The following is a 16,623-nucleotide window of genomic DNA, read 5'->3' on the forward strand; positions in this document are numbered from 1 at the left end:
CACGGCCGATGTGTTGCTGACACAGAGGCGCCTTAGTTTGGTGCAGCCGGTGGCTGATCGTGAGGCGCACTTCAGATCGGCGAGAAAGTCAGGGAGACGGAATGCCTAGAGTTGCCTTTGTCACGGGTGGCACGCGCGGAATCGGACGCGCCATTGTCGAGCGGCTGAAGGCCGATGGAATGCAGGTGGCGGCCGGTTACTCCGGCAACGACGCTGCCGCCCAGGCCTGCGCCGAAGAGCTTGGCGTGCTTGTGGTCAAGGGCAACGTCGGCAGCTTCGCCGACTGCCAGCAGGCGGTGGAGAAGGTCACCGAGGCGCTCGGTCCCATCGACGTGCTGGTCAACAACGCCGGCATCACCCGCGACGGCGTCTTCCACCGCATGACCTCTGAACAGTGGAGCGACGTGATCCGCGTCAATATGGACTCCCTGTTCAACATGACGCGCCAGGTCATCGAGGGCATGCGCGAGCGCGAGTGGGGCCGGATCGTCAACATCTCGTCGATCAACGGCCAGAAAGGCCAGATCGGCCAGACCAACTATTCGGCCGCCAAGGCCGGGATGATCGGCTTCACCAAGGCGCTGGCGCTGGAGAACGCGCGCAAGGGCGTAACGGTGAACTGCATCGCCCCGGGCTATATCGACACCGACATGGTGGCCTCCGTGCCCGAGCAGGTTCTGAAGGGCATCATCGCCCAGATCCCGGTCGGCCGCCTCGGCACCGGCGAGGAGATCGCCGACATGGTGGCCTTCCTGGCGGGCGAGCGCGCCGGCTATGTGACCGGATCGACACTGTCGCTGAACGGCGGCCAGTTCATGGCCTGATCGGCCGGTTTGGGGTGCTGCGCGTCCCAAAAGCGCCCCAGTCACGGGTTAGAAGCCGCACAGTCATGACGGCCCAAGCCACGTCCAGCACCCGTGTTGTCGCCGCGCTCGCGGCGACTGTGCTGGGCGCGGCGGGACTGTGTCTGCCAGGCCGCGCCGCGGCCGCGCCGGAAAGTCTGCGGGAGGGCCTGTTCGGCCCGAAGCCGGCCGATGGCCGCCAAAACATGGGCCCGCCGGTCGCTCGTTACGTCAGCGCTGACGGCGACGGATTCATCCTCGATCGCAGCGTGCCGCGGCCGCTGCTCAAGTTCGACAACAGTCCGGAAGTTTTCGCGCTTTCGCCCTACCCCGCGCCGCGCGGTGACGTGATTTACAAGAATGACCTGGGCGAACCGGTTTTGCGCGCCACGCGCCTCGGGGGCGTCACCGTCTTCACTAGCGACCGGCCCGGCGGTTCGGCCGCCGCCCTCGCCGGGCCGGGGGCGGCGCTTCGGTTGGCCAGTTCCGGTCCGCAGATGCTGCTCGAGCGGTTAGGCCAAGCCAGCGCCCGGGCCAGCCGCGCCGCGCGCCGGCTGATCCCCTTCGACGCCGAGGCGACCCCCGGCTCGGCTGCGCTGATCGCCGACGCCGCCATGGTGGCGAGCGAGGCCGTCGTCCGCATGTCCCGCAAGGGCGAGACCAAGGCCATTTCGCAGATCGGCCGGGTTCGGCTGGTCGAAGGCGGCAAGGCGCAGGTTCAGTTCGACCGCGGGGCGATGATCCTCACGGTCGCCCCCGCCCAGGGCCTCGCCGGCCGACCGTCGTCGAACCGCATCGTCGCGGCGGCGAAGAAGCGCTAGGGAGCGCCTAACCCGCGAATACGTCCTTGGCCTTGCGCATGGCGGCGAAGGCTTCGACGTCGCTGAGGCCGGCCGCCCCGACCGAGGCGGCCAACAGGGGCGCGCGCAGGAAGGGATTGGTGGCCTTCTCCAGTCCCAGGCGACTGGGCACGGTGGGCTCGCCGCGCTCACGGGCGGCGAAGGTTTCCAGGGCGCGTTGCTTCAGGGCCTCGGCGTCGTCCACCGTCAGGGCGAAGCGGGCGTTGGAGGCCGTGTACTCGTGGGCGCAATAGATCAGGGTGTCGTCAGGCAGGGCGGCCAGGCGTTGCAGGCTCGTCCACATCTGCGGCGCGTCGCCCTCGGTCAACCGTCCGCAACCCAGGGCGAACATGGTGTCGCCGACGAAGGCTGCGTGGTCGTTCGGCAGGTTGTAGGCGACGTGCTGCAGTGTGTGGCCACCCACCGCCATGACGTCGAAGGGCGTGTCGCCGAGCATGATGCGCTCGCCGCCTGAGACCTCGCGATCCAGGGGGGCGTTCTTGCGAACTTCCGCGGGCCCTATGATCTCGCAACCGGTCGCAGCCTGGATCTCGGCGTTGCCGCCGGTGTGGTCCCCATGCCAGTGGGTGTTGAAGATATAGGCCAGGCGCCACCCCAGGGACTCAAGCTCGCGCATGATCGGGGCGACCTCGGGGGTGTCGATGCAGGCGGCGAGCCCTGTCGTGTCGTCGCGGACCAGGAAGCCATAATTGTCGGTTCGGCAGGGAAACTGGTGCACAGTGATGGACATGGCCGCCTCCGGAACTGAAACTTGTCGCCTCGCATGTAGGCGCACGCGACCCACGCGTCGAGCTTAGCCGGGCCATGCGGCGCGATGTTCTCGAACTGCGGCAATTCTATGCGGGCGAGCTTGGTCGTGCGGCGCGAGCGATGGTCGGCCGCAAGGTGGACGAGGCGTGGGGCGAGGTCCGCGGCCTGGACGTTCTGGCCCTGGGCTACGCCACGCCGTTCATCAGCCAGACCCAGGCGCTGACGGCGCGCCGGTCGGTGGCGGCCATGCCTGGGCAGCAAGGGGTCGAGATCTGGTCCGGCGCCGGCGGGCGCAACCTCTCCGTCCTGACCGATGAAGACCGCCTGCCGTTCCCCAACGCCCTGTTCGATCGAATCCTCCTGGTCCATGCCCTGGAGGAGAGCCCGGACGCCGCCGCCCTGTTGAGAGAAGTCTGGCGGGTGCTCGCGCCGTCCGGACGGATCATTGCGGTCGTCGCCTCGCGCAACGGCCCCTGGGCCGACGCCGAGAGCACGCCCTTCGGTCACGGCCGGCCCTACAGTCGCCACCAGCTCGCGGAGTTGCTGCGCGAGGCTGACCTGGAGCCTTCAGGATGGACCCGGGCGCTTTACGTCCCGCCGGTCCGCTGGCTAGCGGGCTGGGCCGATAGCTTTGAGCAGGCTGGCTCGCGCCTGTGGCCGGCGTTCGCGGGCCTTGTCCTGATGGAGGCGGTCAAGCAGACCTTCGCCGTTAAGCCGCGTGGGGTCCGGGCCCGCGCGCGCATCGCCCCGCCCCTGCTGTCGCCCCAGCCGATCGCGCCGGCGTCGCGGGTCGGCTCAACCGATGGCCCAAGTCGCCCATGCTCTTGGAGAGCGGCCGGGAAGGGCTTAGCCTAGGGCGAAGTCCCTGATTTCCCAGGGACCCATGAAAAATCTGGGAGCCGCCCGATGAAGATGATCATCGCGATCATTAAACCCAGCCGCCTCGATGCGGTCCTGGACGCGGTGACCGAGGCCGGGGCGTCCGGCCTGACTGTCACCGAAGTGCGCGGCTATGGCCGCCAGCGCGGCAAGACTGAAGTCTACCGCGGCGCCGAGTACGAGGTGAAACTGCTGCCGAAGGTGAAGCTGGAAATCGCGGTGCCGTCCGACGTCGCCGATACGGTGATCGAGGCCGTCCAGCGCTCGGCCAACACGGGCAAGATCGGCGACGGCAAGGTGTTTGTCCTGGACCTCGAACAGGCCCTGCGCATCCGCACGGGCGAACGTGACGCCGAGGCGATCGCCAACTAGGGGCGTTATCGCCTGCGAGGGGCCGCCGGGGTCTCGCCGAAGAGGTCCGTCGCCGCCGGCGCAGAGCCTCTCGCCGCCGGCGCGCTTGCGATCTGCGGCTCCGCGCGGCGGCTGAGCAGGAAGAGCGCTGACTCGCAACGCCAGTTCTCCCAGGCCTTCTCCGGATTGATCGCCCGCGCCGGCTTTCCTGCGGTAAGCGCTGCGCAGGCGTCCACCCTGAGGTCGAGATCGCGAGCCAACATGATGAAGTCGCGCAGGGTGCACAGGTGGATGTTCGGCGTCGACCACCACGGGTCGGGCAAGGCCCGGGTCTCCGGCATGCGGCCGGTCGACAGCAGCGACCAGCGCATTCGCCAATGGCCGAAGTTCGGCACTGAGACCACCGCCTGGTCGGCTATCCGCAACAGTTCTGACAGGACGTGCTTGGGCTCGCGCATCTGCTGCAGGGTCTTGGACAAGATTGCGTAGTCGAAAGCCCGGGTCGGGAAGTGGTCCAGATCGCGGTCGCCGTCGCCCTGGACCACCGCCAGGCCGCGGGCCAGGCAGGCCGAGACGCCGGAGGGGCTGATTTCCAGGCCCTGGCCGTCGACGTTCTTTTCCTGGCTGAGCAGCTCGAGAAGTTCGCCCTCGCCGCAGCCGACATCGAGAACGCGCGCGCCCGGCCGCACCAGGCGCAGGATCTCCTGGAAGTCCTCGCGGATTCCGCTCATGCCAGACCCCCAGACAACCCACGCGCCTGGGCGGTCGAGGCCAGGAATCCGCGCAAGGTCCGGTCCAACTGCGGCTCATCGAGGAAGAAGGCGTCGTGGCCCTTGTCGGTCTCGATTTCGACGAAGCTGGCGCGGCAGCCGGCGGCGTTCAGCGCCCGTACGATGTCGCGGCTCTCGGCGGTGGAATAGAGCCAGTCCGAGGAAAAGGAGAGCACGCAGAAGCGTACGTGGCGGGCCTTCAGGAAGGCTTGCGCCAACACGCCGCCATGGCCGCCCGCAAGGTCGAAATAGTCCAGCGCGCGGGTGATATAGAGATACGAGTTGGCGTCGAAACGATCGACGAAGCTCGCGCCCTGGTGGCGCAGGTAGCTCTCCACCTGAAAGTCGGCGTCGAAGCCCCACGACAGGCCGTCGCGCTGCAGTTCGCGGCCGAACTTCCGCTGCAGCGCGGGCTCCGACAGATAGGTGATGTGGGCGGCCATGCGGGCGACGGCCAGACCCTTCTCCGGCCGTACCCCCTCGCGGACATAGGCGCCCGCGCGCCAGTCTGGATCAGCCATGATCGCCTGGCGGCCGACCTCATGGAAGGCGATGTTCTGCGCGGAATGCCGCGCCGCCGCGGCGATGCACACCGCGCTGAACAGCTTCTCAGGATAGTCCGCCGCCCACTGCAGCACCTGCATGCCGCCCATGGACCCGCCGATCACGGCGAACAGCGTGTCGATGCCGAGGGCCTCGATCAGCCGGGCCTGGGCGCGGACCATGTCGGCGATGGTGATCACCGGGAAGGCCAGGCCATAGACCTCGCCGGTGGCGGCGTTGATGGAAGCTGGCCCTGACGAGCCCATGCAGCCGCCGATGACATTGGCGCAGATGATGAAATAGCGGGCAGGGTCGAGCGGCAGGCCTTCGCCGACCACGCGGGTCCACCATCCGGGCTTGCCGGTGATCGGGTGGGTCGAGGCCAGGTGCTGGTCGCCGGTCAGGGCGTGGCAGACGAGGACGGCGTTTGAGCGGTCTTCGTTCAGCGTTCCATAGGTCTGGTAGGCGATCTCCAGCGGCGCAAGCACCGCCCCGGAGTCCAGCTTCAGACCCTCGGAATCTGGGAAACGCATCGTCCCGCCGCCGAGAGCGGGCGTGGCGATTGCAGCGGAGGTCGCGACCATGCCGCCTTGGACCGCCAAGCCCATTCCCTGTCAATGGTTTCGCAAGGCGGGGTTTCCCATGAGGCGGGGCTTCGCAGGGCGCGCGGGCGTCGCTATGGAGGTGGACCCCTACGGTGCGGGCCGCGACGGAAGCGAGATGAACCGGCTGATCCTCATGCGCCACGGCCAGGCCGAGAACCGTGCGACGGGTGGTGACAGCGCGCGCCGATTGACGGCGATCGGCGCCGGCGCTGCGGCCGAGACGGCTCATCAGCTCGCCGACGCCGGCTACGCGCCGGATCGTGTGCTGGTCTCCAGCGCCCAGCGCACGCGCGAGACGTGGACCGCCGCCCAGCCCGCCTTCCCTGGCGCCAAGGTTGAGTTCGAGGCCGCGCTCTACAACGCCGACGCTGAGACCGTGCTCGACGCAGCCGAAGCCGCCGAGGCCGCCTGCGTCATGGTCGTGGGCCATAACCCTGGCATCCACGACGCGGCGATGCGACTGCTGGTGAAGGACCCTACGCCGGCGGCGGCCGCCGCGCGCCTGGTCTCTGGCTTTCCCACCTCGACCGCCGCGGTCTTCCGGCTTAACCCCGACGGCACGACCACCGTCGAGGCGGTCATTTTGGGCGAGGCCCGCGGGTGAGGATCTACAAGATTCTGACCCGCGCGGAGTGGGACGCCGCGCTTGCGGCTGGCGCCTTCGTGGGCTCCGGGGTCGATCTCGCCGATGGCTACATCCACTTCTCCACCGCGGCCCAGGCCCAGGAGACGGCGCGCAAACATTTCACCGGCCAGCCCGACCTCGTCGTCCTTGAGGTTGAAGGCGACGATCTCGACCTCGTCTGGGAGCCCTCCCGCGGGGGCGACCTCTTTCCCCACCTTTATGCGCCGCTTGATCCGGCCCTGGTGCGGGGTGTCACGCCCGCGCCGCTGGACGCCGCCGGCGCGCCGCAACTGGGACTCGGCTCATGACCCTGCACGATCTCGCGACGGCGGCGCTCCGCAAGCTCGACGCCGAAACGGCCCACGGCCTGGCGATCAAGGGGCTGATGGCTGGCCTGGGGCCCGTCGGCGCCGCGGACGATGCGATCTTGGCCACGAGCCTGGTGGGTCTCGCCTTGCCCAATCCAGTGGGGCTTGCCGCGGGATTCGACAAGAACGCCGAGGCCTTCGCCCCTATGCTGCGCGCCGGCTTTGGCTTCGCCGAATGCGGCTCGGTGACGCCGGAGCCGCAAGTCGGCAACCCGCGACCCAGGCTGTTCCGATTGAGCGAAGACCGCGCCGTTATCAATCGGATGGGATTCAATAACGAAGGCCTCGAGATCTTCGCGGCCCGGCTTAGCCGCCGCGGAACTGGTGTGGTCGGCGCCAACATCGGCGCCAACAAGACCACCACGGATCAGGCCCTGGACTATGTGAAGGGCCTGCAGCGGCTGTGGGGCCTTTGCGATTACTTCACCATCAACGTGTCCTCGCCCAACACCCCAGGTCTGCGGGCGCTCCAGACCAAGGCTGCGCTGGAGGATCTGCTCGGCCGCCTCGCCGAGGCGCGTGACGCCCTGCCGATGTCCGGTCGCGTGCCGATCTTCCTCAAGGTCGCGCCCGACCTCGAGGCCGGCGAACCGGAGGCGATCGTCGAGACCTGCCTGACCTTCGGCGTCTCCGGGATCATCGTCTCCAACACCACCGTCGCCCGACCGGCGCTGGCGTCGCCGCACGCGACGCAGATGGGCGGCCTTTCCGGCGCGCCGCTGCTCGCGCCCTCGACCGAGATGCTGCGCCAGTTCGCCCAGGCGGCGGCTGGCCGGCTGGCCCTGGTCGGCGTCGGCGGCGTCGCCTCGGGCGCGGACGCCTACGCCAAAATCCGCGCTGGCGCCTCTGCGGTGCAGCTTTACTCGGCCTTGGTGTTTGAGGGTCCGGGCCTGGTGACCCGGATCAAGCGAGACCTCGCCCAACGGCTGCGCGCCGACGGCTTCAGGTCGGTTTCCGAAGCGGTCGGGGCGAGCTAGCCCCTTCCTCGCCGGGACGGGCTGGATTAACGGGAGAGGGATGGCTGACGAGCCCACGCCCAAGGATGAGCTGACCGCGTCGTCTCCTTCGACGCCGGAAGGCCGCGACCGGCCTCGCTTCTACTGGCCGGGCGGGCTTTCGGCGCGTCTGCTCACGCTCACCATCCTCTTTGTCACCCTGGGCGCGGCGCTCGCCTTGCCGCCGGCCATGGCGGCCTTCGAGCGGCAATGGCTGCTGGACCGCGTGCGGGCCGCCGAACTGGCCTCGCTCGCGCCCGACGTCGCGCCGGACCGGGTGGTGACCGAGCAACTGTCGGCCCAGTTGCTGCGCGGCGCCGGCGTCGAATGGGTGGCGATCCAGACGGACGGCATGCGCCGCCTGGTCCTGCGTGGCCCGACGCCGCCCAGGACGCCTTATCTGGTCGATCTGCGCTCGCAGGCGGTCATGCCCTGGCTCGCCGCGCCGTTCCGCACCCTGTTCGGCGGCCAGGACCGCCGTGTCCGCGTCGTCGCCGCCCCGTCCCTGCGCGAGGCCGAATTCATCGAGATCGTCGCCCCAGACGCCGGCCTGAAGGCGGCGCTGCTGATCTATCTCGGCCGCCTGGTGCTGGTGATCGCCTTCGTCGCGGCGGTGGCCGGCGTGCTGGTCTACCTGTCGCTCAACCTTTTTCTCGTCCGGCCGATGCAGCGGATCACCCACGCCATGGAGCGGTTCCGCGCGAACCCGGACGATCCGGCCGCGCGCGTCGACCTGTCTGGCCGCCAGGACGAGATCGGCCGCGCGGAGGCCGAGCTGGAGCGCATGCAGGCCGACCTGCGTGCGGCGCTCAGCTCGCGCGCTCGGCTGGCGGCGCTTGGCGAGGCGGTGGCCAAGATCAACCACGACCTGCGCAACATGCTGACCAGCGCCCAGATCGCCTCGGAGCGGCTGTCGCAGCTCGATGATCCCAAGGTCCGCCAGGCCATGCCCCGGTTGGAGCGCGCGCTCGACCGGGCGGTGAAGCTGGCCACCGACGTCCTGACCTATGGCAAGACCGAAGAACAAGCGCCGCTGGTGCGCAGCGTCAAGCTGGCCCCGGCGCTCGCCGACGCCGCCGAAGAGGCGCGGCTTTCGCCCGACGGCGTGCGCCTGGTCTCCAAAATCGGTCGGGCCGACAAGGTCGACGCCGATCCCGAACAGTTGCACCGGATGCTCGCCAACCTGTTGCGCAACGCCCGTCAGGCGATTGAGGCTCAGGATAAGCGCGCGGCGCCGGGCCGCATCGAGGTCAGCCTGACCCATGACGGCCAGGCCAGCACCATCCGCATCGCCGACAATGGCCCGGGCGTGCCGGAGCGATCGTTGCCTCGCCTGTTCCAGCCCTTCGCCGGTTCGACGCGGCAGGGCGGCGCTGGCCTTGGTCTGGCCATCGCCCGGGAGCTGGCCGCGGGCCACGGCGGTGACCTCACCCTCGCCGAGACGGGCCCTGAGGGCGCCGCCTTCGAACTCCGTTTGCCGGACGCGCCTAGAACGTAAGAACCACGCCTTCGCGCCGGGAATCCGCGCCGCCGCGCAGGCCCTCCGGCGTCATCTCAATGCCCTGGATGCCGGAGCCTTCGGCCCCGCCGCCTGAGCCCAGCTTGACCCCCTTGGCGGCCAGCCCCGCCGCGACGGTGGGCGTGAACTTGTCGACTTCCGCGCCGTAAGCGCCGCCGCGAGCGATCAGATTGGGCAGCTCGAGGGCGTCATCGACTGAGAGTCTCCAGTCCAGCACCCCCACCAGCGTCTTCAGGTTATAGGCCAGGATCGCCGAGCCGCCGGGCGAGCCGACGGTGACCACGAACTTGCCGGCCCCGTCGAAGACGATCGCCGGCGCCATGGAGGAGCGTGGGCGCTTGCCAGGCGCCACGGCGTTGGCCGCGGGCGCGCCGTCGGGATCGGTAGGCGACAGCGAGAAGTCGGTGAGCTGGTTATTCAGGAAGAAACCCCCGACCATGCGGCCCGACCCATAGATGCTCTCCACGGTCGTGGTCATGGAGAGGACGTTCCCGTCGCCGTCGACGATGACGATGTGGCTGGTGCCGCCGGGCTCCAGCGTACGGTCTGGGCTGCGGACACCAGCGCCCTTGGGCGCGCCGGGCTTGGGCGCGGGGCCGGCCATGGGACCGATCAGGGCGGCGCGGGCGGCGAGGTAGCTCGGGTCGAACAGGCCCTCGACCGGCACATCGACGAAGGCCGGGTCGCCCATGTAGCGGTCGCGGTCGGCGTACATCAGGCGGCTGGCCTGCGAAAACAGGTACCACCCCTGGACGTCGTTTGGGTGCTGGTCGATGTCGGTGTGCGCCAGCAGGCCCAGCCCCAGCTGCAGGGCCGGCCCACCCGAGGGCAGGGGCGGCGTGCACACCACATACACCCGATAGGGCCGGCAGAAGGCGTCGGAGACCTTTGGCCGGTAGCCAGCAAGGTCGGCCAGCGTCATCGAGCCCGGATTGGGGCCCTCGTGCAGGCGCTTGACGATGGCCGCGGCGACCGGGCCCTCCAGGATCGCCTTGGGGCCCTCGGCGGCGATTTTGCGCAGGGTGGCGGCGTAGGCCGGGTTCTTCAGCGTGTCGCCGGCGTCGTAGAGCTTGCCGTTGGCCTTGGTGAAATAGGCCTTTACGTCCGGCGCGCCGTTCTGTGGGAACGACCCGCGCATCATGTAGGCCATGCGCGGGCTGACGCTGAAGCCGCCGTCGGCCAGGCGCTCGCCGTCCGCGAACAGCGATGACCAGTCTAGCTTGCCGTGGGCCTCGTGGGCCATCTTCAGCATGGCGATGGCGCCTGGCGCGCCGGTGGAGCGACCCGAGAGGATGGCGTCCCCGAAATCCAGCGGCTTGCCGTCGGCGCCGAGAAACATGGCGGGCGACGCGCCGGCGGGCGCGGTCTCGCGGCCGTCATAGGCCAGGGTCTTGCCGGTTTTGGCGTCATGGAAGGTCATGAATGCGCCGCCGCCCAGGCCGGAGCTCTGCGGCTCGACCAGGCCCAGCACCGCCTGGATCGCGATGGCGGCGTCCACCGCCGACCCGCCGCGCTTCAAGACCGCCAGCCCGGCCTCCGCCGCCAGCGGATTGGCCGCGGCCACCATGCCATGCGGCGCGGGCAGAGCCGCTTCGGCGACGGGCGCCGGCGGGGCGGACGGCGGGGTTTCCATCGTAGCGCAGGCGGCCAGCAGCGCGGCGACGGCGAGGGCGGAGGCGGACTTCAGGCGCGCGGCGACGAACATTCGGATCAGGCTTTCAGGCAAGGCGACGGGACCGCGCCACCATAGCCGCGCAGGCAAGCGGAACAATGCGTTGCACGCGCCATGATCGAAGCGGGTTGAACCTTGCCCCGCGCCGCGCTAGATACCCGCCCCTTGCCGCAAGGCAGTGCGCGCCCGTAGCTCAGCTGGATAGAGCATCAGACTACGAATCTGAGGGTCGGACGTTCGAATCGTTCCGGGCGCGCCAAATTTTTCCTGACATCCCAGGCCTGATAACCCGCTCATGCGGAGGCGGGCCTGACTCAGCCGGTGGATCGCTCGAACATCGGTGCGGCTGTGTCGGCGTGCAGCGGGCTGGAGGTGTGCTCGTGGGCGATCCGCCACTCGGCGTGGTCCCCGATCAGAAGCCAGGTGAGGCGGTTCTCGATGGCTCTGAGCGCCGCGCCCGTGGGTGAGACGCCCGCATAGCGGACGATCGCCGAGACGACGACAGCTTCTCCGACGCTGTGGGCCTGGACGCCGTCGAAGGTGACGATGACACGTTCGTCGCCGAGCCCGCCCAGCCATCGCTCCAAGGCCGGCCGCCAGGCGAGGAGGCCGTCGTAGCGCCAGGCGGCCCAGGCGTCGAAGACGACGACGTCGGGGCTGTAGAGCGCCGCCAGCCCCGCCACGTCCTTGGCGAGGACCGCAGCGACATAGCGGTCGATCATCTGTTCAGCGGCTTGCATGGGCCAAGAAGGCCGCGTGGCGCTCCCAAACGTCAAGGGCGGCGAGCGTGACGCCGCCGCGGGCCGTGGCGAGGCTGCGCCTAGTAGTTGATCAGACCCTGCAACCCGCCGCTGGCCATGATCGACTCGCCGTTGATCACCCAGCCGCGCGGCGAGGCCAGCATGGCGACGACATAGGCGATGTCGGTCGCCTCAGGCACACGGCCGGAATTGTTGGCTTCAATCGCGCGGGCGCCAAGATTATCGCTGCGCCGTTCGGTGAAGGTGAAGTTGGGGTGGACGGTGTTGACGCTGATGCCCTGCGGTCCCAGCTCGCCCGCTAGGTTGCTGCTCCAGGCGGTGATTGCGGCGTTGCGCAGGGCGGCCGAGTAATTGCCGGTCACCCGCATGGCGTGGCCGCCGATGTTGATCACCCTGCCCCAGCGGGCGGCGATCATATGCGGAGCGACCGCGCGCGCCATCCGCATGTAGCCCATCAGCTTGACGTTGAGGTCGGCGAGGATCGCCTCCTCCCGGAGGTCGGCGATGTTGCGACCGCCGCCGCCGCCTACAGACGCGGCGCAGTTGACCAGGATTTCGACGCCGCCCAGCCGGGCGACGGCTTGCGCCACCATGGCGTCGACGGACGTGCGGTCGCCGACGTCTACGGTCAGGCCGATGACCTCGCCGCCGCCGCGCCCGCTGAGCTCCGCCGCCGTGGCTTGCAGGGCCTCGGCGCCGCGGGCGACGATGGCCACGCTCGCGCCTTCAGCGGCCAACTGGGCGGCGATCTGCTTGCCGATCCCGCGGCTGCCGCCGGTGACGATCGCGCGCTTGCCCTTGAGCTCAAGATCCATGTGCTTCCCCCGGTTCGGCCCTCATGACACGGGGCCCGGCAGGCAATAGGCGCCGGACCTTGCCGAGGCAAGCGTCGCGGGGGCCCGTGACCGCCTCGGCCTTAGACGAGCTAGTCCCGCACGTGATCATGGCCGCCCAGGCGGCCGGGACGCCAGAAGCCCTCAGCGATGATCTGGTCGGCGGGAACGCCGCGGGCGATCAGGCTCTGGCGCTGCCAGCGTACGCTGCTGGTCTCGCCGATGAGGTAGATGTGGCCTTGGCCGGCAGGGGGCTGGAATGCCGCGACCTCGGCGTTAAGCAGCCGGCTCATCGGCTGCGCCGGACCAGCCCGGACCAGCCACTCGACCCGGACGTCACCCTGAGTCTCGACGGCCTGGGCGTCGGCCTCTGCCTCGATCTCGATGTAAGCGGTCGCAGGCGCGCCTTCCGGCAGGGCCTCGATCATCGCCAGGATCGCAGGCAGGCAGGTCTCGTCGCCGAAGAACACGCGCCACTCGGCGCCGGAGCGCAGATGGATATGGCCGCGCGGGCCGAAGCACACCACCTGATCGCCGGCCCTGGCGTTCAGAGCCCAGCGCGGGCCTGGGTTGTCATCGCCGTGCAGGACGACGTCGAGGTCGATGCAGCCGGTCGCGGCGTCATAACGGCGCACGGTGTAGTGCCGGCGGCCCAGGCCGCCCTCCTGGTCGGGCAGCATCAGCACGAGGTCCTGGCCAGGCTTGAGGTCGAAGGCGCCTTCGCCTTCCTGGGTCACGACCACACGCTGCATGTTCGGCGTCACGCGGGTCGAACTTTGCACGGTCAGGACGCGCTCGGCCATGCCGCGGCGGCGCATGGCGTCGACCATCTCGGGGCTGGGGCGCTTGAGGAGGGTTTCGCTCATGGTCAGGTCTCCTTGGATTTTAGGCCGGCGACGCGTTCGGCGGTCTCGTCGAGAATCGCGATGATGCATTGGGCCAGCTCGGTGTTGTCCGGGTCGTCGTGCAGTCTGCCGCGGGCGACCTCGCGCAGACGATGGAAGGCCGCGCGGACGGGGTGCTCCTCGCGTGTCGCCAGCGACTGCAGGCGCTCAAGCGCGATTGCTGTTTCAGCCGCCTGGGTTTCCAGGGCGCGCAGACCATCGGCCGTGGCGTGGAAGGTCCGGCGCTGGCTCTGCTCTGGGCCGACGCCCTCTTCCACCAGGCCCATGTCGGCCAGCAGGGTGAGGATCGGATAGACGACGCCAGGACTGGGCGCATAGGCGCCGCCGCTCAGGGTCTCGACGGCGCGGATCAGGTCGTAGCCGTGGCGCGGCTCGTCGGCGATCAGCCGCAGCAGCAGAAGGCGCACGCCATCGCGGTCGAACTGCCGCCGCCGGTGACGGCCGTCGAAGGCGGGTTCGTCAGGGTCATGGTCAGGACGGCGAGGCTTCATCGCACCTAAGATATATCTTAGAATTCTACTTGCAAGTGGCTTGCAAGTTGACGCCCGTGAATCAATCGGCGGGGGCGGCCCTGGGCGCCGACACCCTGGGCGCCGCCGCCGTGGCGGCGACCCCGGACGCGGCCGCCAGCACCACGGCCGCGGCGACGAAGGATGCGCCGATGAAGGGGGCCGATGCGCCGGGCCCGGCGGTCGCGGCGTAGACGAATCCGAAGACCAGGGGGGAGGCGACGCCCGCGATCGCCGAGACGCTGTTGTTGGCGCCCTGCAGTTGACCTTGTTCGCTTTCGGAAACCTGCTGGGTCATCAGCGACTGCAGAGGCGGCATGGCCACGCCCCACAGGCTGTTGGGAATCATCGCGGCGATAAACCAAAGGCCGTTGGGCGCGAGCCCCATGGACGCCAGGCCGAGGGCTCCGAACGCGAGACCCACGACAACCGTGCGCTTCTCGCCCAGCCGCTTGACCACGGGGCCCACGAGACCCGCCTGCACGCCGACGTCCAGGAGGCCCACGAAGGCGAACAGCACACCAACTTGCAGCGCGCTCCAACCGTAGCGGGCGCTAGCGTAGAGCACGAAGATCGAAAAGACGTGGTGGGCGAAGTAGAGCAGGAAATTGACGCCGGCCAGCCGGGTCAGGATCGGCTGTGATCCGAGGAGCTTGAGCGCGCCGAACGGGTTGGCCCGCGACCACGCGAACGCCGTGCGGTTCTCGCGCGCCAGGGACTCCGGCAGAACGAACGCCCCGTAGAGGAAGGCGATTCCGCTCATCGCCGCCGCCGCCCAAAAGGGCGCGCGCGGCGAAATCTCGCCCAGGAAGCCGCCCAGCGCCGGGCCGGCGACGAACCCCGCCGAGAAGGCGGCGCCGATGAAGCCATAGGCCCGGGCCCGGCCCTCCGGCGCGGTCACGTCGGCCACATAGGCGTAGACCGTAGTGAAGCTGGACGAGGTGATTCCGCCGATCATGCGGCCCGCCGCCAGCCACCAGAGGTCCGGCGCCAGCGCCATCAGGACCCAGTCGATGGTCATCCCGGCCACCGAGACCAGAATCACGGGTCGGCGGCCGTAGCGGTCGGACAGGGCGCCGATGATCGGCGAGGCGACGAACTGCATGCTGGCCCAAAGCGCGATCAGCACCCCGTTCCAGACGCCGGCGTGCGCCTCTGTGCCCGAGTACGCGCGTATCAGGGCGGGCAGGACAGGGATCACCAGGCCCATCGCCAGGATGTCCAGCAACGCGGTGACCAGGATGAAGGCGGTGGCCGCGCGACCGTGGGCAAGGGACATCGCCGGGCTTTACGGCGAAAACGCCGCCTGCGCGAGGGCGGCTTAGTCCCGGTCGCGGGCGGCGCGTCGGTCGAGCAGGAAGACGCAGGTGAGCACGGCGAAGGCGAAGGCGACCATGGCCGCGGCGATCAGGTGGGCCTCGCCGAACCGTAAGGACTCCACCAGCCGGTACATCCGCACCGACAGCACCTCGGTCTCCCCCGGAATCGCGCCGCCGATCATCAGAATCACGCCGAACTCGCCGACGGTGTGGGCGAAGACCAGGACTGCGGCCGTCAGGAAGCCGCGGCGCGCGGCCGGCGCGATCACCCGGAGGAAGGCCGCCAGCGGCGGCGCGCCAAGCGTCGCGGCCGAATCCCAGGGGTCGTCTCCCAGGGCCTGGAAGGCGTTTCTGATCGGTTGCACGGCGAAAGGCAGGGAATAGACCATCGAGCCGACCACGAGGCCGGGGAAGGTGAAGGCCAGTCCTGAGACACCGAACGGCGCTGCCAGCGCCATGAGCGGGCTGGTGGGGGCGAGCGCCAACAGCAGGTAGAACCCCAGCACGGAAGGGGGCAGCACCAAGGGCAATGCGGTGATCGCCGCCACCGCCTCCTTCCACCCGGCGTTGGACCGGGCCAGCCACCACGCGAGCGGCGTGGCGACCAAGAGCAAGAGGATGGTCGTCAGGCCGGCCAGCCGCAGGGTGGTGAGCGCGACGATCAGCAGGTCGAAGGGGCCGCCGGGGTTCAACGCACCCTCACCGGGACGGCGCCGCATAGCCATAGCGGCGAATGATGGCGCGGGCCTGCGGCCCCTTGAGGAAGGTCAGGAAGGCGCGCGCTGTGGGCTCGTCGGCGCCGGCTTTCAGCAGGATCGCTTGCTGGGCGATCGGCTTGTGCCGATTGGCGGGCACGATCCAGTAGGTCGTCTGTGGCTCGCCGATGACCTGCGACAGGGCGACGAACCCGAGGCCAGCCGCGCCGGAGGCGACGAACTGGTGGGCCTGGGCGATGGAGCTCCCGAGCACCACGCGACCTTGCAGGCGGTCCTTAAGGCCCATGACGGCCAGGGTCTCCAGGGCGGCTGCGCCATAGGGCGCGACGGCGGGATCGGCGATGGCGAGCTTGCCGAAGCGGTCTTCCGCGAGCGTCCCGGCGCTGGCGAACCCCGGGCGCGGCGAATAGAGCGCAAGTCGCCCCACGGCATAGGTGAACCGCGTGCCGGCCACACCCAAGCCGTCGGTCTCGGCCCTCCGCGGCCGCTCGGCGTCGGCCGACAGGAACACCGCATAGGGCGCTCCATGGGCGATCTGCGTCAGGAGCTGGCCCGACGCGCCGGGGCTGATCCTCGCCTCATGCCCTGTCGAAGCCTTGAAGGCCTGGGCGATCTGCTGGGCCGGCTCGGCGAAGTTGGCTGCGACCGCCACCGAGATGGTGTCGGCGGCGGCTTGCCCGGCGAAGCCGAGGGTCAAGAGGCACAGTCCGACCGTCAGGCGACGAAGCAGCATCGGGGTTCTCCACAGGCGCCAGACCATAGCCGCGGGACCGCCGCTCGGAACAGCCCTGCTCGCGCGGC

19 protein-coding genes and 1 tRNA gene are annotated in these 16,623 nt (G+C 69.5%); 9 read left to right on the forward strand and 11 right to left on the reverse strand.

Translation table 11 applies throughout. The features are described 5' to 3' along the window. Nucleotides 1-101: 101 nt before the first annotated feature. Both phbB and BN1313_RS02520 read left to right on the forward strand, forming a co-directional pair. Entirely contained in the window at nucleotides 102-824 is a 723-nt protein-coding gene (gene phbB / locus BN1313_RS02515) for an acetoacetyl-CoA reductase (RefSeq protein WP_091736132.1), read from the forward strand. Nucleotides 825-889: 65 nt separating this feature from the next. After that, the gene (locus tag BN1313_RS02520; protein ID WP_091736135.1) at nucleotides 890-1,663 is read left to right on the forward strand and encodes a DUF4908 domain-containing protein; all 774 of its coding nucleotides are present in this window, start codon (nucleotides 890-892) and stop codon (nucleotides 1,661-1,663) included. Between the two features lie 7 nt (nucleotides 1,664-1,670). Here the strand turns inward: BN1313_RS02520 and gloB are convergent, their stop codons facing one another. Continuing rightward, nucleotides 1,671-2,432, reverse strand: coding sequence for a hydroxyacylglutathione hydrolase (gloB, locus tag BN1313_RS02525; protein WP_091736138.1), 762 nt, complete (start codon nucleotides 2,430-2,432; stop codon nucleotides 1,671-1,673). Nucleotides 2,433-2,506: 74 nt separating this feature from the next. Between gloB and BN1313_RS02530 the strand changes: the two genes are divergently transcribed. Together BN1313_RS02530 and BN1313_RS02535 are read left to right on the forward strand one after the other, a co-directional pair. Continuing rightward, a complete protein-coding gene (locus BN1313_RS02530) occupies nucleotides 2,507-3,307 on the forward strand; it encodes a class I SAM-dependent methyltransferase (RefSeq protein WP_091736142.1) in 801 nt (266 codons plus the stop codon). A 51-nt stretch (nucleotides 3,308-3,358) separates the two neighbouring features. Then, the gene (locus BN1313_RS02535; protein ID WP_091736145.1) at nucleotides 3,359-3,703 is read left to right on the forward strand and encodes a P-II family nitrogen regulator; all 345 of its coding nucleotides are present in this window, start codon (nucleotides 3,359-3,361) and stop codon (nucleotides 3,701-3,703) included. A gap of 5 nt (nucleotides 3,704-3,708) precedes the next feature. Here the strand turns inward: BN1313_RS02535 and metW are convergent, their stop codons facing one another. Then, nucleotides 3,709-4,413 (reverse strand): methionine biosynthesis protein MetW, encoded by a 705-nt coding sequence (gene metW, locus BN1313_RS02540; protein ID WP_091736147.1) that lies wholly within the window; start codon nucleotides 4,411-4,413, stop codon nucleotides 3,709-3,711. Next, nucleotides 4,410-5,579: a homoserine O-acetyltransferase MetX gene (gene metX / locus BN1313_RS02545; protein ID WP_091742172.1), complete on the reverse strand. Its 1,170-nt coding sequence runs from the start codon at nucleotides 5,577-5,579 to the stop codon at nucleotides 4,410-4,412. Before metX ends, metW begins: the two co-directional genes overlap by 4 nt. Before the next feature lie 58 nt (nucleotides 5,580-5,637). Between metX and BN1313_RS02550 the strand changes: the two genes are divergently transcribed. Genes BN1313_RS02550 through BN1313_RS02565 form a run of 4 tightly spaced genes read left to right on the forward strand, consistent with a single transcriptional unit; the run spans nucleotide 5,638 to nucleotide 9,086 of the window. After that, a complete protein-coding gene (locus BN1313_RS02550) occupies nucleotides 5,638-6,204 on the forward strand; it encodes a SixA phosphatase family protein (protein WP_245620065.1) in 567 nt (188 codons plus the stop codon). Next, entirely contained in the window at nucleotides 6,201-6,533 is a 333-nt protein-coding gene (locus tag BN1313_RS02555; protein ID WP_091736149.1) for a DUF952 domain-containing protein, read from the forward strand. The genes BN1313_RS02550 and BN1313_RS02555 overlap by 4 nt, the downstream gene beginning before the upstream one ends. Further along, entirely contained in the window at nucleotides 6,530-7,570 is a 1,041-nt protein-coding gene (locus BN1313_RS02560; RefSeq protein ID WP_091736152.1) for a quinone-dependent dihydroorotate dehydrogenase, read from the forward strand. Before BN1313_RS02555 ends, BN1313_RS02560 begins: the two co-directional genes overlap by 4 nt. Before the next feature lie 40 nt (nucleotides 7,571-7,610). Then, nucleotides 7,611-9,086, forward strand: coding sequence for a sensor histidine kinase (locus BN1313_RS02565; protein WP_091736154.1), 1,476 nt, complete (start codon nucleotides 7,611-7,613; stop codon nucleotides 9,084-9,086). Here BN1313_RS02565 and BN1313_RS02570 read toward each other — a convergent pair. Beyond that, nucleotides 9,076-10,812: a gamma-glutamyltransferase family protein gene (locus BN1313_RS02570; protein ID WP_091736158.1), complete on the reverse strand. Its 1,737-nt coding sequence runs from the start codon at nucleotides 10,810-10,812 to the stop codon at nucleotides 9,076-9,078. The two genes, BN1313_RS02565 and BN1313_RS02570, sit on opposite strands and share 11 nt — an antisense overlap. Before the next feature lie 149 nt (nucleotides 10,813-10,961). On the opposite strand from BN1313_RS02570, the gene BN1313_RS02575 reads away from it, so the two are divergent. Next, nucleotides 10,962-11,038, forward strand: a tRNA-Arg gene (locus tag BN1313_RS02575). 55 nt (nucleotides 11,039-11,093) lie between these two features. Here the strand turns inward: BN1313_RS02575 and BN1313_RS02580 are convergent. From BN1313_RS02580 to modA, 7 genes are all read right to left on the reverse strand, one after another. Beyond that, complete coding sequence (locus BN1313_RS02580) at nucleotides 11,094-11,519, reverse strand: YybH family protein (protein ID WP_091736162.1); 426 nt, start codon at nucleotides 11,517-11,519, stop codon at nucleotides 11,094-11,096. Nucleotides 11,520-11,599: 80 nt separating this feature from the next. After that, the gene (locus tag BN1313_RS02585) at nucleotides 11,600-12,355 is read right to left on the reverse strand and encodes an SDR family NAD(P)-dependent oxidoreductase (protein ID WP_091736164.1); all 756 of its coding nucleotides are present in this window, start codon (nucleotides 12,353-12,355) and stop codon (nucleotides 11,600-11,602) included. Nucleotides 12,356-12,465: 110 nt separating this feature from the next. Then, nucleotides 12,466-13,239, reverse strand: coding sequence for a siderophore-interacting protein (locus tag BN1313_RS02590; protein ID WP_176695870.1), 774 nt, complete (start codon nucleotides 13,237-13,239; stop codon nucleotides 12,466-12,468). A gap of 2 nt (nucleotides 13,240-13,241) precedes the next feature. Then, nucleotides 13,242-13,769: a PadR family transcriptional regulator gene (locus BN1313_RS02595; RefSeq protein WP_091736170.1), complete on the reverse strand. Its 528-nt coding sequence runs from the start codon at nucleotides 13,767-13,769 to the stop codon at nucleotides 13,242-13,244. Between the two features lie 61 nt (nucleotides 13,770-13,830). Next, the gene (locus tag BN1313_RS02600; RefSeq protein ID WP_091736172.1) at nucleotides 13,831-15,066 is read right to left on the reverse strand and encodes a TCR/Tet family MFS transporter; all 1,236 of its coding nucleotides are present in this window, start codon (nucleotides 15,064-15,066) and stop codon (nucleotides 13,831-13,833) included. Nucleotides 15,067-15,108: 42 nt separating this feature from the next. Further along, nucleotides 15,109-15,798, reverse strand: coding sequence for a molybdate ABC transporter permease subunit (gene modB / locus BN1313_RS02605; protein WP_245620066.1), 690 nt, complete (start codon nucleotides 15,796-15,798; stop codon nucleotides 15,109-15,111). A gap of 7 nt (nucleotides 15,799-15,805) precedes the next feature. Then, nucleotides 15,806-16,555 carry a molybdate ABC transporter substrate-binding protein gene (modA, locus tag BN1313_RS02610; protein ID WP_091736177.1) on the reverse strand — a complete coding sequence of 250 codons (750 nt, stop codon included), beginning with the start codon at nucleotides 16,553-16,555 and terminating at the stop codon, nucleotides 15,806-15,808. Nucleotides 16,556-16,623 lie beyond the last annotated feature (68 nt).

This window comes from Phenylobacterium immobile (ATCC 35973), assembly GCF_001375595.1.
Classification (GTDB): domain Bacteria; phylum Pseudomonadota; class Alphaproteobacteria; order Caulobacterales; family Caulobacteraceae; genus Phenylobacterium; species Phenylobacterium immobile.